General features: G+C 44.0%; 19 protein-coding genes and 2 pseudogenes. 7 read left to right on the top strand and 14 right to left on the bottom strand.

Translation table 11 applies throughout. The annotated features are described in order from the left end of the window. Nucleotides 1–169: 169 nt before the first annotated feature. From VB740_RS09690 to VB740_RS09680, 3 genes are all read right to left on the bottom strand, one after another. Nucleotides 170–784, bottom strand: coding sequence for a hypothetical protein (locus VB740_RS09690; protein ID WP_323199816.1), 615 nt, complete (start codon nucleotides 782–784; stop codon nucleotides 170–172). A 116-nt stretch (nucleotides 785–900) separates the two neighbouring features. Beyond that, entirely contained in the window at nucleotides 901–1,677 is a 777-nt protein-coding gene (locus tag VB740_RS09685; protein ID WP_323199815.1) for an intradiol ring-cleavage dioxygenase, read from the bottom strand. 108 nt (nucleotides 1,678–1,785) lie between these two features. After that, nucleotides 1,786–2,007, bottom strand: a complete 222-nt coding sequence (locus VB740_RS09680; RefSeq protein WP_323199814.1) for a hypothetical protein — start codon at nucleotides 2,005–2,007, stop codon at nucleotides 1,786–1,788. A gap of 147 nt (nucleotides 2,008–2,154) precedes the next feature. Here VB740_RS09680 and VB740_RS09675 point away from each other — a divergent pair, with 147 nt between their 5' ends. The 3 genes from VB740_RS09675 to VB740_RS09665 all read left to right on the top strand — a co-directional run bounded on the left by VB740_RS09675 (nucleotide 2,155) and on the right by VB740_RS09665 (nucleotide 6,393). Then, nucleotides 2,155–2,832: a response regulator transcription factor gene (locus VB740_RS09675; protein ID WP_323199818.1), complete on the top strand. Its 678-nt coding sequence runs from the start codon at nucleotides 2,155–2,157 to the stop codon at nucleotides 2,830–2,832. A gap of 2 nt (nucleotides 2,833–2,834) precedes the next feature. Beyond that, nucleotides 2,835–4,298, top strand: a complete 1,464-nt coding sequence (locus VB740_RS09670; protein ID WP_323199813.1) for a sensor histidine kinase — start codon at nucleotides 2,835–2,837, stop codon at nucleotides 4,296–4,298. Nucleotides 4,299–4,506: 208 nt separating this feature from the next. Next, nucleotides 4,507–6,393 (top strand): ABC transporter ATP-binding protein, encoded by a 1,887-nt coding sequence (locus VB740_RS09665; RefSeq protein WP_323199812.1) that lies wholly within the window; start codon nucleotides 4,507–4,509, stop codon nucleotides 6,391–6,393. A 133-nt stretch (nucleotides 6,394–6,526) separates the two neighbouring features. Here VB740_RS09665 and VB740_RS09660 read toward each other — a convergent pair whose 3' ends face one another. The 4 genes from VB740_RS09660 to ureE all read right to left on the bottom strand — a co-directional run bounded on the left by VB740_RS09660 (nucleotide 6,527) and on the right by ureE (nucleotide 10,540). Then, the gene (locus VB740_RS09660) at nucleotides 6,527–8,653 is read right to left on the bottom strand and encodes a hypothetical protein (protein WP_323199811.1); all 2,127 of its coding nucleotides are present in this window, start codon (nucleotides 8,651–8,653) and stop codon (nucleotides 6,527–6,529) included. Nucleotides 8,654–8,730: 77 nt separating this feature from the next. After that, on the bottom strand, nucleotides 8,731–9,327 hold the full coding sequence (ureG, locus tag VB740_RS09655) for an urease accessory protein UreG (RefSeq protein WP_292741152.1): 597 nt from the start codon (nucleotides 9,325–9,327) through the stop codon (nucleotides 8,731–8,733). A gap of 99 nt (nucleotides 9,328–9,426) precedes the next feature. Further along, nucleotides 9,427–10,119, bottom strand: a complete 693-nt coding sequence (locus VB740_RS09650; RefSeq protein WP_323199810.1) for an urease accessory protein UreF — start codon at nucleotides 10,117–10,119, stop codon at nucleotides 9,427–9,429. Continuing rightward, nucleotides 10,094–10,540 (bottom strand): urease accessory protein UreE, encoded by a 447-nt coding sequence (gene ureE / locus VB740_RS09645; protein ID WP_323199809.1) that lies wholly within the window; start codon nucleotides 10,538–10,540, stop codon nucleotides 10,094–10,096. Before ureE ends, VB740_RS09650 begins: the two co-directional genes overlap by 26 nt. Nucleotides 10,541–10,656: 116 nt before the next feature. On the opposite strand from ureE, the gene VB740_RS09640 reads away from it, so the two are divergent. Continuing rightward, the gene (locus tag VB740_RS09640) at nucleotides 10,657–11,271 is read left to right on the top strand and encodes a Uma2 family endonuclease (RefSeq protein WP_323199808.1); all 615 of its coding nucleotides are present in this window, start codon (nucleotides 10,657–10,659) and stop codon (nucleotides 11,269–11,271) included. 44 nt (nucleotides 11,272–11,315) lie between these two features. Beyond that, nucleotides 11,316–11,507, top strand: coding sequence for a hypothetical protein (locus VB740_RS09635; protein ID WP_323199807.1), 192 nt, complete (start codon nucleotides 11,316–11,318; stop codon nucleotides 11,505–11,507). Between the two features lie 67 nt (nucleotides 11,508–11,574). On the opposite strand, the gene VB740_RS09630 is transcribed toward VB740_RS09635, so the two are convergent. Continuing rightward, nucleotides 11,575–11,697 carry a hypothetical protein gene (locus VB740_RS09630; RefSeq protein WP_323199806.1) on the bottom strand — a complete coding sequence of 41 codons (123 nt, stop codon included), beginning with the start codon at nucleotides 11,695–11,697 and terminating at the stop codon, nucleotides 11,575–11,577. A gap of 329 nt (nucleotides 11,698–12,026) precedes the next feature. Here VB740_RS09630 and bioA point away from each other — a divergent pair, with 329 nt between their 5' ends. Beyond that, the gene (gene bioA / locus VB740_RS09625) at nucleotides 12,027–13,304 is read left to right on the top strand and encodes an adenosylmethionine--8-amino-7-oxononanoate transaminase (protein WP_323199805.1); all 1,278 of its coding nucleotides are present in this window, start codon (nucleotides 12,027–12,029) and stop codon (nucleotides 13,302–13,304) included. Nucleotides 13,305–13,447: 143 nt separating this feature from the next. Here bioA and VB740_RS36765 read toward each other — a convergent pair. The 5 genes and pseudogenes from VB740_RS36765 to VB740_RS09600 form a co-directional block, all read right to left on the bottom strand. Continuing rightward, a pseudogene (locus tag VB740_RS36765) lies at nucleotides 13,448–13,585 on the bottom strand (transposase); the annotation flags it as partial. 43 nt (nucleotides 13,586–13,628) lie between these two features. Beyond that, on the bottom strand, nucleotides 13,629–15,392 hold the full coding sequence (locus tag VB740_RS09615) for an ATP-binding protein (protein WP_323199804.1): 1,764 nt from the start codon (nucleotides 15,390–15,392) through the stop codon (nucleotides 13,629–13,631). 62 nt (nucleotides 15,393–15,454) lie between these two features. Further along, nucleotides 15,455–18,091 (bottom strand): PAS domain S-box protein, encoded by a 2,637-nt coding sequence (locus VB740_RS09610; protein WP_416289556.1) that lies wholly within the window; start codon nucleotides 18,089–18,091, stop codon nucleotides 15,455–15,457. A gap of 316 nt (nucleotides 18,092–18,407) precedes the next feature. Then, a complete protein-coding gene (locus VB740_RS09605) occupies nucleotides 18,408–18,662 on the bottom strand; it encodes a hypothetical protein (protein ID WP_323199803.1) in 255 nt (84 codons plus the stop codon). 165 nt (nucleotides 18,663–18,827) lie between these two features. Further along, nucleotides 18,828–19,001, bottom strand: a complete 174-nt coding sequence (locus VB740_RS09600) for a hypothetical protein (RefSeq protein WP_323199802.1) — start codon at nucleotides 18,999–19,001, stop codon at nucleotides 18,828–18,830. A gap of 170 nt (nucleotides 19,002–19,171) precedes the next feature. On the opposite strand from VB740_RS09600, the gene VB740_RS09595 reads away from it, so the two are divergent. Next, nucleotides 19,172–21,505 carry a response regulator gene (locus tag VB740_RS09595; protein ID WP_323199801.1) on the top strand — a complete coding sequence of 778 codons (2,334 nt, stop codon included), beginning with the start codon at nucleotides 19,172–19,174 and terminating at the stop codon, nucleotides 21,503–21,505. On the opposite strand, the pseudogene VB740_RS09590 reads toward VB740_RS09595, so the two are convergent. Further along, nucleotides 21,502–22,311, bottom strand: a pseudogene (locus VB740_RS09590) (ATP-binding cassette domain-containing protein); the annotation flags it as partial. The gene VB740_RS09595 and the pseudogene VB740_RS09590 overlap by 4 nt on opposite strands. Nucleotides 22,312–22,363 lie beyond the last annotated feature (52 nt).

Genomic DNA, 22,363 nt, shown 5'->3' with positions numbered 1-22,363 from the left:
CCCCTGCTCCCCTGCACAAGCGCAGGCTTTGAGGGGTGTGGTGAGAAATCCGGGTAACGCCCCATCCACGCAATGTTAATTCGGCTTTGGTCACTGCATCCCATGTTTGGGCATAATTAGTTAATTATCTCATGCTAGAAACTTCCTTCACTTACCGCTCTCCCAACCGCTATATGCGCTCGTTTGCAGGAAGATTGGCATGTACTCCCAGCGCATCCTTTAACTGTTGTTCAGAGACACCTAATTTTGCCGCCGCAGCTTTAAAATCGGGGCGAGGTGGACGCCCATTTCTGTCAGCTTGGCCAGGAGGATTGGCAGGTACTCCCAACGCATCTTTTAACTGTTGTTCAGTGACACCCAACTTCGCCGCCGCAGCTTTAAAATCGGGACGAGGTGGACGTTGATGATTGCGATCGCCAGGAGGATTAGCAGGTACTCCCAGTGCATCCTTCAACTGTTGTTCAGTGACACCCAACTTCGCCGCCGCAGCTTTAAAATCGGGACGGGGTGGACGCCCATTTCTGTCAGCTTGACTGGGAGGATTAGCAGGTACTCCCAACGCATCTTTTAACTGTTGTTCAGTGACACCAAGCTTCGCCGCCGCGGCTGCAAAATCAGGGCGAGGTGGTCGCCTTTGTCCGTCTGGTCGTTGGTTGGGCTGTTGTGAATCCTGGGCAACCCGATCGGATGGATTAGCAGCATTTACCTGATTCAGCGAAATCAAACTAAATGTCCCAGCCAGAACGGAAATTGCTGTTACGACTACTGCTTTATTAAAATTCATGGTCATCCTCTACAAGATAGGTTGTTGATATTTCTGATTTAACCGACTCAAAATTACAGTTTGCCCTGCTTCTGAATTACAATTTTGTAATTTTTGTGCCTAGTACACTGCTCAAATCAGGCCATCTGAAGTCCAACATCAAAGGTTGCTGCATAGCCTTGTCCATTCTTGGTAAGCTTGAGCAACATTTGTTCGCCACCATCAGCAAAAATTCCGTCATCAGCGTTTTTTTGTGTGCGCTGTCCTTTACTGGCGTAGGGTGCTTGGGTATACACGCGATCGCTTATCGCGTCATCAAAATATAGTTGTGATGTAAACTCATAACCTTGCCCTGATATCCCATTCGTGCGAACTTTAAAATGGATATGGACAGTTCTTCCTTGATACCAACCAGGGTAAATGGTTACAAACTGAACATTTCCCTTAGCGTCGGTTATTTGATAGCCGCGTAAGAACTTTTTGCCAACAGTATTAAAACTGCGGTCTGTCACATCCGAATAGACACCGAGTGCGTCACAGTGCCAAATATCCACGATCGCACCAACTAAAGGTGTACAACCATTACTACCGACCTGAGAAACGTGCAGCGTCAGTTGCAGTGGTATGCCTTCTTTCACCGAACCATCCACTGGATCGGAACGGATATCAGAGCGATTGAGCTTCTCGTCTACGAAATACGGCCCTTCAGTTTGCTCTGGACTCACGATACAGGCAGGCAATGTAGCAGACTCGACCGTGGATGATACTGAGACAGCTACACTCGGCTGTGCTTGTGTGGAACTAGACTTTCTCGGTATACATCCAACGACCAGTATTGCAGTTCCGGCTGCTTTAAATAAAGCAAGTGCCCTTCTGCGAGTTAAATGACCTAATTGGCGATTGTTATTTTTCATGATGTGTAACTAAGTATTCGTCATTTCTGTAAATGGGGATTTAAATCCCATCTGAAACTAAGCAAGATTTAGATTTCGCGTCTTAAATTACGAATTACGAATTACGAATTAGTAATTACGATGATGAGATTGGGGAAGACGCTTTTTTTGTTGTGGGCGGGGTTGGCGATGCTTAACCTGTGGTTTTTCATTTGGTCTTTGCTGTTGTGCAATCAGTGGATTGCGATTGGAAGGAGCTTCGGCGTTTGCTTGATTGGGTGCAACAAAACCGAATGTACCAATTACAAAAGGAATCGCTGCTACTGCTAACACTCTACGAATATTTATCACAATTGACCTCGAAAATTGCTGTTGCTTACATTTATGATTAATCCACCTGAAAATGACAGCTTGCCTATTTTCTAAATTACACTTTTGTAATTTGAGCTATAGAACAATCAATCTAAAATGGAGCAATAGATGAAGTAATAAATGCATGTGAACGTTCTGTTTGTCGAAGATGAAGCAAAAATTGCTAACTTTGTCCGGGCTGGACTGAAGGAGCAGGGATTTGTCGTAGACTACTGCGACAATGGCGATGAAGGATATCTGCGGGCATTAGATAACGAATACGATGCGATTATTCTTGACATTATGGTGCCGGGAAAAGATGGATTGTCGATTCTCAAACAACTGCGGCGAGAAGGTCGCAATACTCCGGTAATTTTGTTGACGGCTCGCAATGAACTAGACGATCGCCTAGAAGGTCTAAACTTGGGAGCCGATGATTACATTGCCAAACCGTTTTTTGTGGAAGAGTTAGCAGCTCGCATTCATGCAGTTGTCCGCCGGAGTCTAGGCGATCGCCAAAATCTCCTTACGGTTGGGCCAATCAAACTCGATCGCATCACGCGAGAAGTTACCTGCAATCAACGGGCGATTGAACTCACCAGCCGCGAGTTTAATCTGTTGGAATATCTCATGCGCTCTCCCGGACGAGTTTTCACCCGTACCCAAATCCTAGAACACATTTGGGGCTATGACTTTAACCCCAACACTAATGTTGTGGATGTATGTATCCAAAGAATTCGCAAAAAAATTGACCCCATCGATGAAGCCAGTTGGATTGAAAGTATTCGCGGTGTTGGCTATCGATTTCGCAAACCAGAATCTTGATCATGAAACAACTGCGATCGTTTCGATTTCGGATTGCTCTGTTGTCTGCGGCTTTAGCTGGCAGTACATTAGTAGGATTTGGTGCAGTCTCCTGGTTTCAGATTTACAATGCCAAGATTAGCCGACTCGATGCAGAATTGTTAAATCAGTTGATGCGAGCCAGTCGTCCACCGGAAAAAGAGCGATACTCCGGAGTCGCTCCGCGATCGCCTCTACGCCCAGAATCACTATCCTTTGGTTTAGGAACCAATACCAAAACTCCCATCGCCCTGCTGGTACTTGATGCCAATGGCAATACAATATTTCAATCTAACTCTTTACCTGCTGACATTGAAGTAAACCGCCTATTGCTTGGGCGTCTTCAATTAACACCTTTATCATTACCCCCTCCTAGAGAACGACAAAATCCATCTATAGAACCACCGCCCTTTCGCCCACTTCCCCCGCAATTTGTTACTTTACGGACAGCAACAGCAACTTGGCGGATTGGAACCACCAAATTTCCCAATACTCAGGTTGCTCTGGCTGTGAGCCTGCAAGCCGTCAATCAAGAGATGGCTACAATTCGTAATATCTTCTTAGTTTCTATTCCAGTAGCGTTGCTACTAGTTGCAGTCGGAGCATGGTTGATTTCTGGTAGGGCGTTACGTCCTATCACTCAATTAACAGGTGTGATTCAACAGGTGACAGTCAAAGGGCTAGATCAGCGAATTCCCATTGGGACGACGGATGTTGAGTTTGTCGAACTGATTCAGGTATTTAACCAAATGCTGTCACGCCTAGAACGCAGTTTTACCCAAGCCTCTCGCTTCAGTGCTGATGCTGCTCACGAACTGAAAACCCCGCTAACCATTCTGCAAGGTGAACTGGAAAGAACCTTGCAACAAGTTGACTCAGGAAGTGAAGTGCAACAACGCTTAAGCAATCTCTTAGATGAAGTGCGCCGCCTGAGTGGAATTATCCGGAAACTCTTGCTGCTATCTCTAGCAGATGCCGGACAAATGAGCTTGTATTTGGTTGAAGTGGATATTTCTGAGTTGCTGATGGAGATTGTTGAGGATGCGGAACTACTAGCTCCTCATTTGAGCGTGCAAACTGACATTCCTACTGGACTCAAGGTACAGGGCGATCGCGATTTGCTCATGCAAGTTCTGCAAAACCTGTTGAGTAATGCCATCAAATACAATCTTGCCAATGGCTGGATCAAGATTTATGCAGAAAAAATGCAAACAAATGTCCACATTACCATCGTCAATGCATCAATTGACATTCCTGTGAGCGATCGCTCACGCCTTTTTGACCGCTTCTATCGCGGCGACCCGGCGCGTACCCGCCAGGTTGAAGGACTAGGGCTAGGACTGAGCTTGGCTCGTGAAATTGCTCGCGCTCATCGTGGCGACCTCACCCTTGACTCAATATTGAACGGTCAAACAGCGTTCACTCTCACCTTGCCGATAGAGGAATGATTGAAGCATTAGCAAGCAGAGTTTTCTAAGCGCAAGCATTAACTGAGATAAACCTGCAATTGCATTGACACTTATAATATTAATTAAGAAGCCGTCCTAGAAGTGCGTAGCTCTAGACCTAGTTTTTCGGTAAAAACCAAATTTACCTACAGATACATCAAAACTATTGTTAAAATCAAATAATTTTAAGTTAGAATTACCAACTCCTATGAGAGAAACTGTCCTAGAGGTTCGCAATCTACAAGTTGAATTTCCCAGTGATGGCAACACTGTCAGAGCTTTGGATGGTATTTCCTTTGGACTGCATCGAGGTGAAACTCTAGGAATAGTAGGAGAATCGGGGAGTGGTAAATCAGTGACAGCCTTAGCTGTGATGGGTTTGTTGCAAACTCCCGGTATAGTTACTGGCGGTGAAATCTGGTTTCGTCCTCAAGAGAATGCCAACGCCATCGATTTGGTAAAATTGCCTCCTGAGCAAATGCAGCTACACCGGGGTGGCGACATCGCCATGATTTTTCAAGAACCGATGAGTTCGCTCAATCCGGTTTATAACATTGGGTTTCAGCTAACAGAAGCGATTATGCGGCATCAAAATGTGTCAGCAGCCCAAGCACGACAAATTGCGATCGCAGGTCTGCAAGAGGTTAAGCTTCTACCTAGCGATGAAGAGATCCAGCAGCAGTATATCGAAACTTGGCATCAAACCAACAGCAATTCATCGAAACCAGAACCATCAAAGCTGGCACAGTTGGTTAAACAACACAAAGAAGCTATGCTGGAACGCTACCCTCATGAACTTTCTGGGGGTCAGTTGCAACGGGTGATGATTGCAATGGCAATTTCTTGCAACCCATTAATCTTAATTGCCGATGAACCAACCACAGCTTTAGATGTGACGGTGCAAGCGACAATTTTGGACTTGTTGCGAGAATTGCAGCAAAGCCGTGACATGGCAATGATTTTCATCACCCACGACTTGGGGCTAATTTCAGAAATTGCTGACCAAGTAGCGGTGATGTATAAAGGCAAAGTTGTCGAATCTGATACTTCGGAGCAAATTTTCAGCAGTCCCCAGCATCCATATACTAAAGGTTTGATAGCTTGTCGCCCCACACTCAACCGCCGTCCTCAAAAATTACTCACTGTTTCTGACTACATGAGTGCAGAAGAGACACCAACGGGACAAGTAGTAATTCAGGCGAAAGAACCCGCACAACCCATAGAAGTCACCACCGAAGAGATTGCTGCAAAATTGGCAAACTTCAATAAATTGGAACCTCTGCTGCAAATCCGCAACCTGAAAGTTGGTTTTCCAGTGCGTGGGGTGTATGGTGGTACAAAACGCTACAATATGGCAGTTAATGGCGTTTCCTTTGATGTTAAACCAGGGGAAACACTAGGTTTGGTGGGAGAATCCGGTTGCGGTAAAACCACCCTTGGCAGAACCTTGCTGCGATTAATTGAACCAATGAGTGGTCAGATTATCTTTGAAAAACAAGATATTACTAGCCTCAAAGGAGAACCGTTGCAAAAACTGCGGCGGGAAATGCAAATAGTCTTCCAAAACCCTTTCAGTTCCCTCGATCCCCGAATGAGGGTTGGCGATGCGGTGATGGAACCATTATTAATTCACGGCGTTGGAAAGACAAAGCAACAACGACGCCAGCGAGTAGCCGAACTTTTAGAACGAGTGGGGTTGAGTGCAGATGCAAGTAACCGCTATCCTCATCAGTTTTCTGGTGGTCAACGCCAACGGATTTGCATAGCCCGTTCTTTGGCATTAAACCCTAAATTTATCATCTGCGATGAATCAGTTTCAGCGCTGGATGTTTCAGTACAGGCGCAGGTATTAAATCTTCTCAAAGAATTACAGTCAGACTTTCAACTTACCTATATTTTTATTTCTCACGATTTAAGTGTAGTGAAATTTATGAGCGATCGCATTTTAGTCATGAATCGCGGTCAAATTGTTGAACAAGGAACAGCCGAAAGCATTTACCAAGAACCGAAAGAGGAATACACGCAAAATTTAATTGCTGCAATTCCTACCGGTAGTGCTGAACGTGTGCGAAGTCGTCATCTAAGGGCTTTATAGAAACGTCACTCGTACTTATTAGACTTCTTGCATAAGTCGGGAAAAGGGGAAGGGGAAAAAGTTCTGTATTGTCCCCTTCCCCTTTAACCTTTACCCTTTTCCCCCTCTTGCAAAAAGCACTTTTGCAAGAGGTCTATTGAGCATCAATACCGCAGCCATAAGCCATTTTGATATAACGAGGTTTTGTAGAGCGGCACCAAGTCCTATCGTTACCAGCAACAGGATTAGTTGCCAATTGAGTATTGAGCGCTGTATCTGGCAATTTATTTTGGGGGTCTGTTTCTGGCAATAGCAGGTAATTATCTTTCCCGCCGCCATCAACAAATAAGCCTAATGTCAGCATCAACTCTCGTAAACCACTAACACCCTCTAACCGGGATTGTCCGTAAGCTGGTTCTAATAAAGATAGATAAGTATCATCGCCGTGCTTATCCCAGAAAACTCCGATGCCGTTAATATCTCCCGTACCGAAGGTCATTAAGCTGCCGTTATACCAATCATTTCCAGCGCTATCTTCAAACCAGCCAATACTCCAGTCACGGCCATTGCCTAAACTTTGCATAATGATACCTGTATAGCGATCGCTTCCCCCATCATCTTGATAAACTCCCACACCAAAATGCGGCGAACTTCCCAGGCTGTACCATCCGGCATCGTGGTAATCATCACCCGCTTTGTCTACCAAAAAGCCCAAGCTATACCAGTAAGCTGTACCTTGACCGTAAACCTCACATTCGTAGCGATCGTTTCCTGCGCCATCGACTAACATCCCTACACCCCCAGCCCAACTGTGACCTTCTGTATAGTCTGCACGCCTTCCCAAACCTGCACCTTGGATAAAATGGACATGCCTTTTGGCTCCAAATGGGCCGCCGTTTGGATACTTGTCTTCTAGTCCAATGTATTTATCGTCACCTACACTATCTAATAGCAACCCTACTCCTTTAGTAAAGCCATAGCCTTGACCGTACCTGTAGAGAGAATAGCGATCGCTACCTTGATTATCGATCAGCAGTCCTGAACCAAAAGTACCACTGCCTTGAAGATTGCTAATGCCTTGATAGGTATCTTGCCCTTGCGCGTCGTAGAGAATGCCAGTACCAAAAATACCTATGCCTTGACTAGCGTATTCTGCCTCATAACTGTCATCACCTTGTAAATCTAGCAGCAATCCGTAGCCGAAGATACCAGCCCCAAAGCTGGGAATTTTCCCCGGTGGGCTAGAGTAGCGATCTAAGGTGACGCTGACACCATGAGCAATGTTTTTGGTAGCAGCACCGCCAGAGTAAGTATCATTACCGTCAATATCTACGATCAATAGGTAATCGTCGGGGGAATAGACTTGATCGCCTTTACCACTGAGAATAATTCTACCTTGGGGTGTATCTATGCTGTAGTTGTAATTTCCTTGCAACAAATTAACTGGGATTTGGCTGATTTGACTTTGCATTTCACCAACAGCGGCCGCTGTTAAAATTGCTCCTGTGTTGAGCATTTTAAAATCAACGTTGTCTAAAAGAGATTCAATTAACAGTACCTTTTCTGGGCTAGCATCTACTTCTTCTGCGGCTTCTTCCTCCACAGTTTTAACTGCGTAATTAAATACTTCGGTGTAAGTGCGATCGCCATCTAGTTGTAATTTAGATAGCGATCGCAACAATCCCACCTGTCTGTAATGCAGTGCATCTGGTACTGTGAATAAAAACTGTGCGATCGCAGAACGAAGTTGTGATGGTAAAGCTTTGTATTCGCTAGTTTTAAAACTATCAGCAGGCTGAGTACTTAGTTTACCAAGAGCAACAGCTAAGGCATCATCACCTAGCTTTTGTACTTGCTGTTTGTATTTTGTCAGCAAATCTCTGTTTAATTGCGGATTCACACCCCCATCGATTCTTTTGTAGGCACTGGCAGCGAGTTGTGCTAAATCTGATTTAGCTGCAAGTAAATCTTGAGTAATGGCGCGGGTGTAAGGACTGATTTTCCAAGGGTTATCGAAAAATATATCTAGCAACTTGACTCGATATTTATCACCTCCCCAGAGATCCATGTCTTTCATCTCCAAGCGGACATCCTCTGGAGTTAACTTAGCAGCAGCTAGCGCTTGGCGAAATAGTTCCCCTTGTTCGCTTAAGTATCCTGTAGTTGTAGCGTTAGCTGACGATAGGTAAAATACAAGCAAACAAGTCAAGGTAAATTGAGCAATTGCCAGAAAAGACTTTGGTAGCGATCGCCCAAATTGTTGCACAATTTTTGGTATCACGAAAATTATTCTATATTGCGTAATTACCAAATTTTATACTCAGCAAGTCCGCAATTGCCCAGATAATAAAATTCTTTTCAACAGATATTTGTGCAAACAAAGTTAATTACATCTGCAAGTCCTGACTGAGTTTTCAAATTAGTAAAAATAAAAGGTTTATCACCGCGCATTTTTTTAGCATCTCGTTCCATCACACTTAAATCTGCACCAACGTATGGTGCTAAGTCAGTTTTGTTAATCACCAACAAATCAGACTTGGTAATACCGGGGCCACCCTTGCGGGGAATTTTATCACCAGCCGCAACATCGATGACGTAAATCGTTAAATCCACCAATTCTGGACTAAAAGTAGCAGCTAAATTATCACCGCCACTTTCCAAAAATACTAAATCCAAATCGAGAAAACGTTCTTCTAACTGTTCAATTGCCGCCAAATTCATCGAAGCATCTTCGCGGATAGCAGTATGAGGACACCCGCCAGTCTCTACACCCAAAATGCGATCGCTTGCCAACGCCTGAGAACGCACCAAAAACTGAGCATCCTCCTGAGTATAAATATCATTCGTCACCACCGCAATCTGATACTGCTCACGCAATCCCTTGCACAAAGCATCCACCAAAGCCGTCTTCCCCGAACCCACTGGCCCAGCAACCCCTACTCGAAATGCATTCATTGTTATTTGTCCTTTGTCATTTGTTAGTTGTCACTTTTCCTTGGTACAGGTTATTAGTTCTTAGTTTTTGACTAATGACCAATGACCAATGACTAATGACTAATTCCTAAACAACCTTGTATACTGCGTTTCATGCTGCATACTCGCCAGCGACAAACCCCAACTACAACAGGCGAGTTCATCATCCTCCAACGCGAGAATTTCCAATGCCGCAGCACTGAGTAATGGTTGTAAATCTAGCAATAACTGCTGTCCTGCTGTTTGTCCAAGAGGAATAAGTTTCACGCCAGCAGTAATCAAATTACTTGCCCAACTATGCAGATATCCGAGTAATGCGGCTTGGATACTGATTTGCCAATGAGCAACGGCAATGCCAAAAGCGATCGCATAATTGCAAGGATTACCTACAGCATTGGCAATAGGTAGAATCTGCGGTTCTAGTTTACCAAGTAATTGGATGAGCGATCGCCCCATCTGCCAACTAGAGGCGCGTAACTCTTCTGTTTCTCTAGCGGCGGATAACCACAGATTCCAACGGCATAGCGACTCTAAATCATTCATTTTTGCGGATTGCTGCGATCGTACCATCACTGCCGCCTCTAACCGAATTGCCCCGTAGAGCAACTCTGCTTTTAACCAATCTTTGAGATGTGTGTGGTTAGCGATCGTACCATTTTCTACCAGCATTTCTAAACCTTCAGAATAACTATATGCTCCCACAGGTAAAGCAGGGCTAGCCAACTGTAAAATACTTAAAAGATGACTATCAGTGAGCATGATGGTGTTGTCCATAAGCTCCTAATTCTGGCTGAAACGGTAAAATTTCCTCTTTAACTTTTAACCCCAGTTGTTCCAACATCGGGCGTAAAACCGAATCTGAAGACAAGCGTAAATAAGTTGGGGTAATTTCTACAGGTACATGGCGATTTCCCAAATGGTATGCCGCCCGTAATAATAAAAGTGGTGTTTGGGCAAAGGCAGTCAGTACTAGTTCTGGTTTGGCGGTAATTCTGATTAAACTGCTATGGGTTTCTTCTTGCAGAATATCGCCATCATGTAAGACAGTTCCTCTGGGTAAATGTAAAACTACAACTTTCCCATCTTCCGTTTCAAAGCGATGACGGCTACGGGTACGTTCTTCTGCTGTCAGTGCCAGAGTAAAAGTAACTGCGGCATCGTAATTAGGTGGTTTAAGTTGGGTAAATGTCAGCATACAGAGTTTAGCCTGAACTTTTGCTTTTGATTATGGTTTTAATTTAAATACCATATCTGCCTTGCCGGAAGAAAAGATAAAATTAAACAAAGGCAACGAGCCAAACGGGGACAATCATGAACCAAGCCATTGAGGGAGTACGCTGGACAATTCACGATTTAGAGGTTCTACCCGAAAATGAGTGGACACGCTATGAAATTATTAATGGAGAACTCTTTGTGACTCGCACTCCTCACCGCCGTCATCAACAAGTTTGTGTAAAAATTGCTCGACAACTCGATGTTTGGTCAGATGCGAGTGGTTTAGGGGAAACAATTGTGGCTCCAGGGGTGATTTTTTCACAAGCAGATAGCGTCATACCAGATGTAGTTTGGGTAAGTCGAGAACGACTGGCGCAAATTGAAGATGAAGCGGGACATTTGACAGGCGCACCAGAGTTAGTCGTAGAGGTTTTATCCCCTGGTAAACAAAACGAATTTCGAGATAAAGAAGCAAAACTGAAACTTTATTCAGTTCAAGGCGTGCGTGAGTATTGGATTGTTGATCGCTTTACTAAACAAGTTGAAGTTTATCGGCGAGAAAAAGCACAGTTGGTTTTAGTTGCTACTTTGTTAGGTGATGATGAAATAGCATCGCCACTTTTACCCGGATTTTCTTGTTCTATTCGTTTCTTTTTTCTGAACAATAGCAAAATTGAAAATATTTCTGGAAACATAACCGCTAAAAAGTAGGAAGCTACAGCAAGAATAAAGCCAATATTGCGGGTAGTGATTGGATGAAAAATGCTGTTGGGCATTTCAAGGTAATGCTACCAAATATACCAGCGATGTCTAACAACAAGCCCCTATACGTCTACGCCACACAAATTAACAAGAAACTCACAATACATGAAGACTCAACTTGTGGAACCATTTGTGAGATAAATAATCCCCAGATTAAACCAGCAGCAATAAGAGACTATTTATAAAGTGAATCTTTAGACAATAAGACGAGGAAGCATGATACGAGCCATAACAGCATATAATATGGTTGCTTCACTCCTGCACTGCAAGACGTTCATAATCCTTGCTGAGACGATGATAAAGGCATTCTATTCTGCACATACTCAACCCTGCGATCGCTACGTTCCGAAGCTTAACATGTAAATTCAAAGGCATTTACATCTGTCATTAGAATGACTTATTTTGTAGCTAAAGACAGTTTTTCCAACGCCAAAAAGCAATTATGGTGTTATAAAATGCATGAATAAGTGGCTTTGACGTTTTGTTTCTTCGGTTATAGCAGTGCCTTAAGTTTGGCATGATATTTGATTTGCAAATGAGCGCACGTTTAAGACCTCTGCTATATCAGGATGTGGAGAAATCTGCAACATTTTTTTACAAAGGCTTACGATTTAGACAAATAATTTGCCGCTCTGGTCAAGTAATTTGTGGCTCTACACTTGATCTATAACATTGCCTATGTCAAGTTATTAACATGAGTCCCAATGATGACACAAGTTCACTCGCTCTGGCTTCCTTACGCACAAATGAAGACCGTTTCGCCCTCGTTGAAAGTAGTTAGAGGAGAGGGGGTCAAGCTCTACCTCGATGATGGCACGGTACTCATTGACGGCATCTCTTCATGGTGGTGTGTTATTCATGGATACAATCACCCTGTCCTCAATAAGGCGGTTCAAGAACAGCTTGCAAAATTCGCTCATGTTATGCTCGGGGGTCTGGTTCATGATGCAGCTATTCATCTCGCCGAGTCGTTAGTCAAAATTACTCCTAAGAGGCTCAATCATGTCTTCTTTGCTGACAGCGGCTCAGTGGGGGTAGAGGTCGCGTTAAAGATGGCAATTCAGTTCTGGCGCAACAAAGGGCTACCACAGAAGAGCCGTTTTGTGGCGCTTCGCCAGGGATATCATGGCGATACGACAGGGGCAATGTCGGTGAGTGACGACGACGAGGGGATGCACCGATTGTTTAAAGGGGTCATACTCCCTCAGTATTTCGTAGATGCACCGGGCGGGGTTAACATCAAGTCTCACGAATGCCAAGCATCGCTTTCTCAACTCGCCGGACTTCTGGAATCGAACAAGAACCAGATTGCCGCCTTGATCCTCGAACCGATATTTCAAGGAGCGGGTGGCTTTCGCTTCTATCCCCCCGAGTATTTATTCCATGCCCAAAGACTGTGTGATGAACACGGGGTGCTACTCATATTCGACGAGATAGCGACGGGTTTCGGGCGAACAGGAGCATTATTCGCAGCGGAGCTTGCAAATGTCACCCCGGATATCATGGTGCTTGGTAAAGCGCTCACTGGGGGATACTTCGGGCTATCAGCAACTATCGCTACAAGTCAAGTCTACGAGTCCTTCCTCAGCGACGATCCAGAACTCGCCTTCATGCACGGGCCGACTTTCATGGGAAATGCAGTCGCCTGCGCGGTGGCGTTGGCAAGTATCAGCCTTATCGAAACCGAAAACTACCTTAGTAAAGTTAAAGCTATTGAGCAAGTACTCAAAGAAGAGATCCAGGGATTGGAGGGGCCATCGCTTTGCGACGCACGAGTGCTTGGAGCCATAGGAGTCCTAGAGTTTGAATCTCCTTCAAATCTCATGGGATTCAGGGAGTTTGCTTTAGATCGGGGAGTGTGGCTCCGCCCGTACAGCAAGTGGCTGTACACTATGCCCCCATACGTCATTAATGAGGATGACTTGCGACGAATCACCGCAGTAATGAAGGAGTGGGTGTTACACCAAGGCAAACTCATTTAAATATTGACGAGCCAGAATAAGGGGGAAATACGCCAAGATGTTAACTGGATAAGGCTTTCAGAAAACTAAATATCCCCTTTATACAATACCTTTGCCAAAAACAGAGGTAGTAAGAGACTATTTATAAAGTAAATCTTTAGGTAGACAAGACGATGTAGCATAATTATAGCCATAACAGCATATATGGAGGCTTCGCTCATTTCAGGCAGACGTTCATAATCTTTGTTAAGACGATGGTACTGATTAAACCACCCAAATGTTCTTTCTACTGCCCATCGTTTATATTAACAGAAGCTAAATTGGCAATTTTGCAGGCTTTAGGTGCTAGTTAATAGGTAATGTAAACCAGAAAGTTGCCCCTGCATCCGATGCACTATTAACACCAATTTCGCCACCGTGAGCATTGATGATTTGCTTACATAAATACAAGCCCAATCCCAAACTTACAGAATTGCGGATACTTGCACCCCGAAAGTAAAGGTCAAAAAGCCGATCGCTTTGTTGTTGACTAATTCCCACGCCATTATCACTTACAGTACAATAAATCATCTCACCCTTACGGGTAGCGTTAATTGTCAAGAGTAAGCCAGGGGCATTATGTTTGAGAGCATTCACGATTAAGTTAGAAAAAACTCGCCATAGTTGCGTGGGATCTGCATTCACTAATGGCAAATCTGCGGATACCAGATTTGTTAAGGTTGCTTGATTTTGCTCTAGTAATGGCTCTAAATCTGCGATCGCAGCTTCGACAACTGCCAGTAATTGTACGGCTTGACGTTGTAAAACGACACCTTGCATTTCGCTGACATGAGCTTCCATCAAGGAATTAATTAAGTTCAGTTGGCGATCGCTACTTTGAATCATCCGCTCTAAAATTGAGCGTGAAATCGAAATATTTTCCTCTGGACGTGCAAGCAAATTTTTCAGCACCATTAAAGTACCCAGCACTGGGTTGCGTAAGTCGTGAGAAACTGCATGGAAAAATATTCGTAGTTCTTCTTCAGTTTCTTTGCGCTGAGTAATGTCTTCAATCAAACCTTCGTAGTAAAGCAGTTTTCCTTGTTCGTTACGCACTGCGTAGGCTTTTTCCGAAATCCAGACAATACTCCCGTCTCGGCGATAAATTTGAGACTCAAACTCGGAAATGCTGCCATACTTTTCCATCAAGCGCACAAATTCTGCCCGGCGGTTCGGATCAACGTACAATTGTTCAATAAAAGTGGAATTTGCTGTCACCTCCTCCGCCAAGGAGTAGCCATAAATGCGTGCTAAAGCAGGATTTGCCGTAATGTAACGTCCATCGGGACTACTTTGAAAAATACCTTCAACAGCGTTTTCAAAAATGCTGCGATATTTAGCTTCTGCAACCTTGAGTTTTTGGTAAGCAGATTCCAGTTCTTGACGGGCGTAAAACTCAGAACGTTTGAGGCGATCGTACAGATAAACGCCGATATCACATATAGCACAAAACCAAAAGATGTATAAAATGAACGTTACATTGTATAATTCTGGATGTTCGGGGATTGGTGTTTTTAGTCCAAGTGCCGTATTTACACCAAAATAGTAAAGTAGCACACCCACTTGACATAGCAAGTGAAGAATCCAGGAGACTGGCATTAATACAGCTTGACTCAAGAATAGCAGCGACCAGGCAATGGTTTCAGGTAGTGCAAAACCTCTGATGGTTGCAAATAACTGCGATGCTAGACTGATTGCCCAAGAAGAACCCAAAAATAATAAATCTGGACGATCGCGACCTAACTTAGTTTTATGTAAAGCAAAGCAAATAATTATACTCGCAAGCATTGCAACATTAATTACAAGGCGTTGAGTTCTAAATTCTTCTGGCAACTTTTGCAACTCTGCAAAAGGAAAAAACAGTCCGTAAATGTCTCGCAAAGTAAAAGACAACAGACAGATCAGTGCCAGCCATAACCATAAACGCAATCTCTGCCACAAAAAACGGTTACGCCAATCTCTGTAAAGGGTAGTTGTTTCATCTGTTTTTGGCGCAGAAAAGGTTTTTCTCCACCAGCTTTGCACTGTTGTAAACGGAGTAGCTATTAGCATCCGAGCAACTTTGCCCATACCTTGAGGGTGTTTCCTTACTCAACATTGCCATAAATAACACCCTCTCATTTTTTGGTGATTTATGGGCAATTTGTTGCGGATGAAGTGAAGAGAGGTAATGTAAACCAGAAAGTTAACCCGCGCTTGCGGTTACTAATAACACCGATTGCGCCGCCATGTGCCTTAATAACTTTCCGACAAAGATACATTTTTAAGCCAATGCTTGTCGAACAACAGTCTTGAGGATCACGGACATGCAGATCGAAAAGGCGATCGCACTCTAGTTTACTCATTACCACACCGTCATCTCGAATCTGAGCGCGAATCATTCCGTCTTCAACGGTGGCACTTAAAATAAAATTTAATCCTGGTGGATTATTTTGCAAGCTATGTGTTACTAAATTTGCCAAAACTTTCTGCAACCGAGTCGCATCTGCCATCACTAACGGTAAATCGGCAGGAACTAAATTTTTCAAAGTCGCTTGATTTTGTGCCAGTGTGGGTTCCAACTGGGCAAACATTCCTTCCAGTAGGGTGCTAAATTGCACAGGTTCGGCTTTAATGTCAATACCCTGTTTTTCACAAGAATTAATTTCTAGCAATGAGTTAATCATCGTCAGTTGGCGATCGTTGCCTTGAATCATCCGCTCGATTATCGAGCGAGATACTGGAATTGGGGATTGGGCATCGGAAAGAGGCAGAGGGGCAGAGGGGATGGGGGGCAGAGGGGAAAGACTTGCTGTAATTTTTCCCCTGCTCCCCTGCTCCTCTGCTCCCCTGCTCCCCTGCTCCCCTGCTCCTCCACTCCCCACTCTTTGATTTAACAAATTTTTTAACACCATCAAGTTACCCATCGCCGAAGTTCGTAAATCGTGAGCAACTGTATGCAAAACAACATCTTTGACGCGATGCAATTTTTCAACTTCTTGCATTTTCTGCTGCAATTGGGCTGTGCGTTCTTCTACTTGGCGTTCTAAATTAGTGTTGAGTTCTGCTAATTTTTGGCATATCTGGCTTTGCTGAATAGCGATCGCTACTTGTTCTGACATTTGCTGTAACAAATCAATTTCTATTGGCTGCCAATGGCGTGAACCTGAGCATTGATTGGCAATTAACGCCCCAAATAATTCGTTACCTAGCATAATTGGTACAGCCAAGGTAGCCTTCGTTTGGAATTTTTGACAGTGCGCTTTTACTTTGGGAGATAATGCTACTTGCGTTATATCTTCAACGATACGCACAACATTATCTTTGAGTAAGTTTCTTAATTCTTGTAGATAAGCTTCATCATTAGTAGACCAACCTGTGACTGATGGATACTTAGGATCTACTGATTCGGCAAGAGTTCTGATTCCTAAATTGGCATTATTTAAACCAATAAAAACCCGATCTGCTTGCAGAAATTGCCTGACTTCCGTCACGGTGGTTTGGAGAATTTGCTCTAAGTTAAGCGAAGACCGAATTCGTACTAGGGTTTCTGCCAACAAGCGATCGCGTTGGGCACAAAGTTGGAATTGTGCTTCCACCTGCTTGCGTTCTGTAATGTCGTGATGGACTGCTAGGATCGAAGGGAGACCATCCAAATCAATGACTTCGGCTGAAAGCAGCGCTGTAATTATCTTGCCAGACTTTTGCCGAAATTCAAATTCTAAGTTGCGAACAACTCCTGTGGCTTGTAATTCCTGTAACAAATTCTGGCGATCGCGATCGTGTACCCAAAGATTTAACTCAAAGGAAGTTTTCCCAATCGCCTCTTCTCGCTCATAACCTGAGAGTTTTACAAAACTGTCGTTAACTTCGATGAAGCGTCCTTCTTGCAGCGTGCTGATGGTAATTGAATCGGGGCTGCAACTAAAAGCTTTAGCAAATTTTTGGGCAAGATTTTGTAAGGAGACTTCTGCTTGTTTGCGTTCTGTGATGTCTCGGACAAGTGCTAGTACCTCATCTTCACCACTTACTACCAACCGCGCCTCATAATCTTTGATTCCTAATGGCGTTGGTAGTTGATATTCGCAAGTTTGCAAAGTTCCAGAATCTAAAGTTTTAGCGATCGCTTCCAGGCTAATCGCCGCAACATCACTAGGCAATAACTCCTGTACATGCTTACCAACTATTTCTTCTCTGGAAAGAGTGACATTTGCTCCCTCATTTTTTAAATCTAAATACTCACCATCGCGGCTAATACGAAACATCAAATCGGGGATAGCGTCCAAAATTGCTTTATATCGCCCCTCAGTCTCTTGCAATTTTTCTTGGGCTTGTTTTTGGTCTGTAATATCCATCACCAAGCCATTCCAAATAAAATCACCTGCTTCTTGTAATTCGGGTTGCGAAGTAGCTTCAATCCACTTCAGTTTCCCACTAGACGTAATGATGCGACCTTTCCAATGCCAAGGTGTAGGAGTGGTACTACAAACTGCAACAGATTCTGTAAAAGCTTTTATATCCTGTGGATGAATTAGTTTGTGTAGCAACTGAAAGTCTTCCTGTATAGCTTCTGGTTCTAATTCATACAAATATTTACAACCAGAACTAACATAAAGGATAGATATAGAACCATCCTGCCGTTGCAGAATTTGGAAAATCATTCCCGGTAAATTGGCAGCAATTGTTTCCAACAGAGTGATATTCTCTAGTTTATGCGGTGATTTTACAACTTCATCCACTCTTAGACCCTTTGATATATAAGCAATTGGCATAATATTCAAGGCAATCATAACCACTGTAAGAGTTTTGTAACTGTCGGCGCAATCACCAACAGCAGAAAAAGTGGCTCTACTTTTAGGGTAGTTCTGGATGCTGCGATCGCATACACCCAATCGGGTGAACCAGTTGTCAAAGGTTAAAGGCAACAGGGAATAGGGAATAGGGAACAGGCAACTTGGAAGAGGAGCAATACTTGTCGGGGAAAGGAAAAACCCAGATCCCCGACTTTTAAAGAAGTCGGGGATCTTGTTGATCGCGAATTATTCACAGGACTTACGCAACTGGCACAGGCGATCGTCTACGGCACTCTTGCCGAATCCCCAAAAACTAAACGATAAACATGGGGACATCTGGACGTTTTAGTTGTTGAATTAAATAATTTGACAACAATCCATGCTTGAATAGCGATCGCTCTGTACCAGTTGTGTAAGTCCATATCAATATACATGTACTAAAATTTAGCGATCGCATTGTGCCAGTTGCGTCAAAAAGAAGGGTGTGGGGGGTAGGGTGTTGGGTGTAGTGAGACGGCGTTGGACGGAGCTTGGAACTCCGCCCAACGCAATCGTGCTTCTTCCCCAACACCCCACACCCTACACCCGCCCCAACGGGGCTGGTCAGTTATGCTAATACGCATGTACCAAAATTTAGCGATCGCCTGTGACAGTTGCCTAAGTCCTGTCTCAATAAACATACAGCAGGAGAGAAATCCGGTTAGGGTGCAGACATTGATGCAGGAGGTTTATTTTAAAGATGGTGCATCAGTCTAAAAGAGCTACCAAACTGAATCTTCGCACCAAATTTCCCACCAACACACCACTCATCACTCCAATAGCCCACATCAGTAGGACTTTCGGCAGTCTTGGTAAAATCGATAGCATGAGCTTTAAAATTTCGTTGATAATTAGCTAAATAATACATTTGTATATAAAATTACTTAAAGCCAGGGTTGACAAAAAATATTATCTATGAAATTCGTCTCTCAAAGGTTTCAGCTTAGGCTTTCACGTTGCGACAAAAATAGATAAAGTCGAGCTAAGGTTGATACACATAGGCAGGTAGGGGAGGCAGGGAGTTAGGAGTAAGTTGCTATGAGAATCTTGCTGATTGAAGATGACGAAGTTTTAGCGAGTGTTTTGTTGCAGTCTCTTACCCAACAACACTATGCTGTTGAAATCGCACAAGACGGGCAAATTGGCTGGGAATATGCCCAAGGTACGAACTACGACCTGATATTAACAGATGTTGGACTGCCGAAACTGGATGGCATTACTTTATGTCAGCGCTTACGCTCTAGTGGCTGTTCCACTCCTATTTTGTTGATCACAGCAAAAGATGAAACTAGCGATCGCATTCGTGGACTCGATGCTGGAGCAGATGATTATCTCATTAAACCTTTAAATTTGGGAGAACTCCAAGCAAGGGTACGTGCTTTGCTACGTCGCGGCGATACTCCCCGTCCTCCAGTGCTAGAAGTTGGGGCATTGCGGTTAGATCCAAGTACTTGCGAGGTAACATACAACAATCAAGTTCTGGATTTAACACCCAAAGAATATAGTCTGCTGGAACTATTACTACGTAATCCATTGCGGGTTTTCAGCCGGGGAGATATTATCGAACATCTCTGGACTTTTGATGATCCACCCCAAGAGGAAACAGTTAAATCTCATATTAATTGGTTGCGACACAAGTTAAAAGTAGTTGGAGCCATAGACTGGATTGAAAACGTTTATGGTTTGGGATATCGCTTAAACTCCCAAAAAGCTACTAGTTGTGGAAATAGCGAAAAAAAAATAACTCAAAAAAATCCCGATCAAAATTCCTCCATACCCGATACTTCCCCATCCGTTGAACAGCAGTTTAAGCAAGCAATGGGTGAGTTGTGGAATCAATATCAGGGGCTAATGACACAGCGAATGGAAGTACTGCAACAAGCAGCAACAGAACTTTCTAGCGGCACGCTAACTATAGAATTACGTAAATCGGCAGGACGGGAAGCGCACAAGCTAGCTGGTGTTTTGGGAATGTTTGAGCAAGAAACAGGTACTCAAATAGCGCGGGAAATCGAACAGATTTTAGACAAAGATGGAGAGTTATTACCAGCCCAAAAACGCCAGATAATATCGTTGATCCAAGAGTTAGGCAATTTGTTAAACCTAATGAAGGTAGTTAATCAAACTGCTACCTCGATTGGGGAAGAGATGAGTCCAAAGTTACTGCTGATTGACCATGATTTACAACTGGGTTCACAGTTGCAACAACTAGCATCTTCTATAGAAATGCGCTGGCAGCAAATAACAACGTTAGAAGGTGCAAAAAACTTCTTGCAAACCACATCGCCAGATTTAGTAGTACTGAATGTAGACGAGATCGGGCAGCGAGAGGAAAGTTTAGCACTAATGTTGGACTTAGCAACACATACTCCTCCTGTACCTGTTCTGGCGCTGGCTGTCACTGATCAGCTAGTGGATCGTGTGACTTTGGCTCAGTCTGGGGCGCGGGGTTTTCTCCTCAAGCCTGTCACAGCAAATCAAGTTTGGGAAACTACGTCTCAAATATTACAGCTTACGCGGGCTTTAACAGTAAATGTATTAGTAGTTGATGATGACCCACTGATTTTAGCGGCATTAGGCCCAATGTTAGAACCTTGGGGAATGCGAATGACTGCATTGGACGATCCCCTGCGTTTCTGGGAGGTATTGCAATCTACTGCACCAGATTTGTTGATTTTGGATGTGGAAATGCCCCAAATTAGTGGTATAGAACTTTGCCAGGCAGTTCGCACAGATCCCCAATGGCAGGAATTGCCAATTGTATTTCTGACGGCTCACCGGGAGATGGAAACGGTGCAGCAAGTGTTTGCTGCCGGGGGAGATGATTATGTGGTTAAACCTGTTGTAGGGGCAGAACTGCTGGCAAGGATCACCCATCGCCTAGAACGCAGCCGTTTACTACAGTCACTGTCTACCAAAGATCCCTTAACCGGACTAGCAAATCAGTTACAGTCTAGCCGCGATTTACAACACCTGATTGCTCAAGCCGAGAAAAATCAGCAATCGGTTTGCTTAATGATCTTGAATATTAGCGATTTACGCCAAATTAATATCCAGTATGGGCATGAGGCTGGTAATCAAGTATTGCAACGATGGAGCCGTCTATTCCAATCGGTTTTTTGCAGTGGCGAAATATTGGGCTATTGGGGTAACGGAGAATTTGTGGTAGGAGTTTCTGGGTTGACTGACACAGATGTCGTCAAACACCGCCTCAGTGACATTTTAACCAAGCTCCGCCAGCAAGTCTTTACAGCTCCCAATGGCGATCGCTTCCAGGTAACTTGTAATTTTGCTGTGGTTGAATATCCTAATGATGGACTAAATATCCAATCTTTATACCAAGTTGCTAATTCTATGCTGAAACAGAACTAAAGCTCTCCTTCTAACTGTTGGGCTACCAGTCTGGCAAACAAACCACCTTGAGCAATCAATTCCGAAAAGTTACCTACCTGCACGACATGACCAGCGTCGATAACATAGATGCGATCGGCATTACGAATTGTGCTGAGGCGATGGGCAATCACTACTCTGGTAGCATTTAACTTAGTTAAACTTTCAGTCACAATTGCCTGGGTGCGGTTGTCCAAAGCACTGGTAGCCTCATCCATCAAGATAATTTTAGGCTTGGAAACAAGCGATCGCGCAATCAATAATCTTTGCCGTTGTCCACCGGAAAGATTACTACCACCCTCGGCGACGATCGTATGCATCCCCATTGGCATTTGCTTAATATCATCAGCAAAGCCTGCCATTTGTGCTGCTGACCAAGCTTCTTCTAGGGAAACTAGAGCACTGGCGGTGATGTTATCAAAAACCGAGCCTGTACCGATTTTACCATTTTGCAGTACCACGCCTAACTGTCTTCGCACAGCCTGGAGTTCCATCTCTGCTAAATCTTTGCCATCATAATAGATGCCACCTGTCAATGGAGTTTCAAACCCCAATAACAACCGCAATATCGTTGATTTTCCACTTCCAGAAGACCCAACGATCGCAATAAATTCCCCTGGTTCGGCATGGAGGCTGACATCATTGAGGATTAAGCTGCCATTTTCCGAGTAGCGAAAGCTGACACGATTTAGGGCAATGCGACCGCTTAATTGACCGGGGTTAACCTTGGTTGAGTCATATTCAGGCTGCGATCGCCAAATCGGTTTTGCTCGTTCCCAGATTGGTAAGCTAATCGGCATTTAAATTGCAACATAGTCACTATTGCCTTTGTTTTTTATC

The organism is Nostoc sp. UHCC 0251 (genome assembly GCF_034932245.1).
GTDB lineage: Bacteria > Cyanobacteriota > Cyanobacteriia > Cyanobacteriales > Nostocaceae > Nostoc.
This window is presented reverse-complemented; position numbering and strand designations above follow the sequence as displayed.

Excerpts from the sequence above, each read along its gene's own strand:
- VB740_RS09690 (WP_323199816.1), bottom strand. The coding sequence starts at position 784 with ATGAATTTTAATAAAGCAGTAGTCGTAACAGCAATTTCCGTTCTGGCT.
- VB740_RS09685 (WP_323199815.1), bottom strand. The coding sequence starts at position 1,677 with ATGAAAAATAACAATCGCCAATTAGGTCATTTAACTCGCAGAAGGGCA.
- VB740_RS09670 (WP_323199813.1), top strand. The coding sequence starts at position 2,835 with ATGAAACAACTGCGATCGTTTCGATTTCGGATTGCTCTGTTGTCTGCG.
- VB740_RS09665 (WP_323199812.1), top strand. The coding sequence starts at position 4,507 with ATGAGAGAAACTGTCCTAGAGGTTCGCAATCTACAAGTTGAATTTCCC.
- ureG (WP_292741152.1), bottom strand. The coding sequence starts at position 9,327 with ATGAATGCATTTCGAGTAGGGGTTGCTGGGCCAGTGGGTTCGGGGAAG.
- VB740_RS09650 (WP_323199810.1), bottom strand. The coding sequence starts at position 10,119 with ATGGACAACACCATCATGCTCACTGATAGTCATCTTTTAAGTATTTTA.
- ureE (WP_323199809.1), bottom strand. The coding sequence starts at position 10,540 with ATGCTGACATTTACCCAACTTAAACCACCTAATTACGATGCCGCAGTT.
- VB740_RS09640 (WP_323199808.1), top strand. The coding sequence starts at position 10,657 with ATGAACCAAGCCATTGAGGGAGTACGCTGGACAATTCACGATTTAGAG.
- VB740_RS09635 (WP_323199807.1), top strand. The coding sequence starts at position 11,316 with ATGAAAAATGCTGTTGGGCATTTCAAGGTAATGCTACCAAATATACCA.
- VB740_RS09630 (WP_323199806.1), bottom strand. The coding sequence starts at position 11,697 with ATGCCTTTGAATTTACATGTTAAGCTTCGGAACGTAGCGATCGCAGGG.
- bioA (WP_323199805.1), top strand. The coding sequence starts at position 12,027 with ATGATGACACAAGTTCACTCGCTCTGGCTTCCTTACGCACAAATGAAG.
- VB740_RS09615 (WP_323199804.1), bottom strand. The coding sequence starts at position 15,392 with ATGGGCAAAGTTGCTCGGATGCTAATAGCTACTCCGTTTACAACAGTG.
- VB740_RS09610 (WP_416289556.1), bottom strand. The coding sequence starts at position 18,091 with ATGATTGCCTTGAATATTATGCCAATTGCTTATATATCAAAGGGTCTA.
- VB740_RS09600 (WP_323199802.1), bottom strand. The coding sequence starts at position 19,001 with ATGTATTATTTAGCTAATTATCAACGAAATTTTAAAGCTCATGCTATC.
- VB740_RS09595 (WP_323199801.1), top strand. The coding sequence starts at position 19,172 with ATGAGAATCTTGCTGATTGAAGATGACGAAGTTTTAGCGAGTGTTTTG.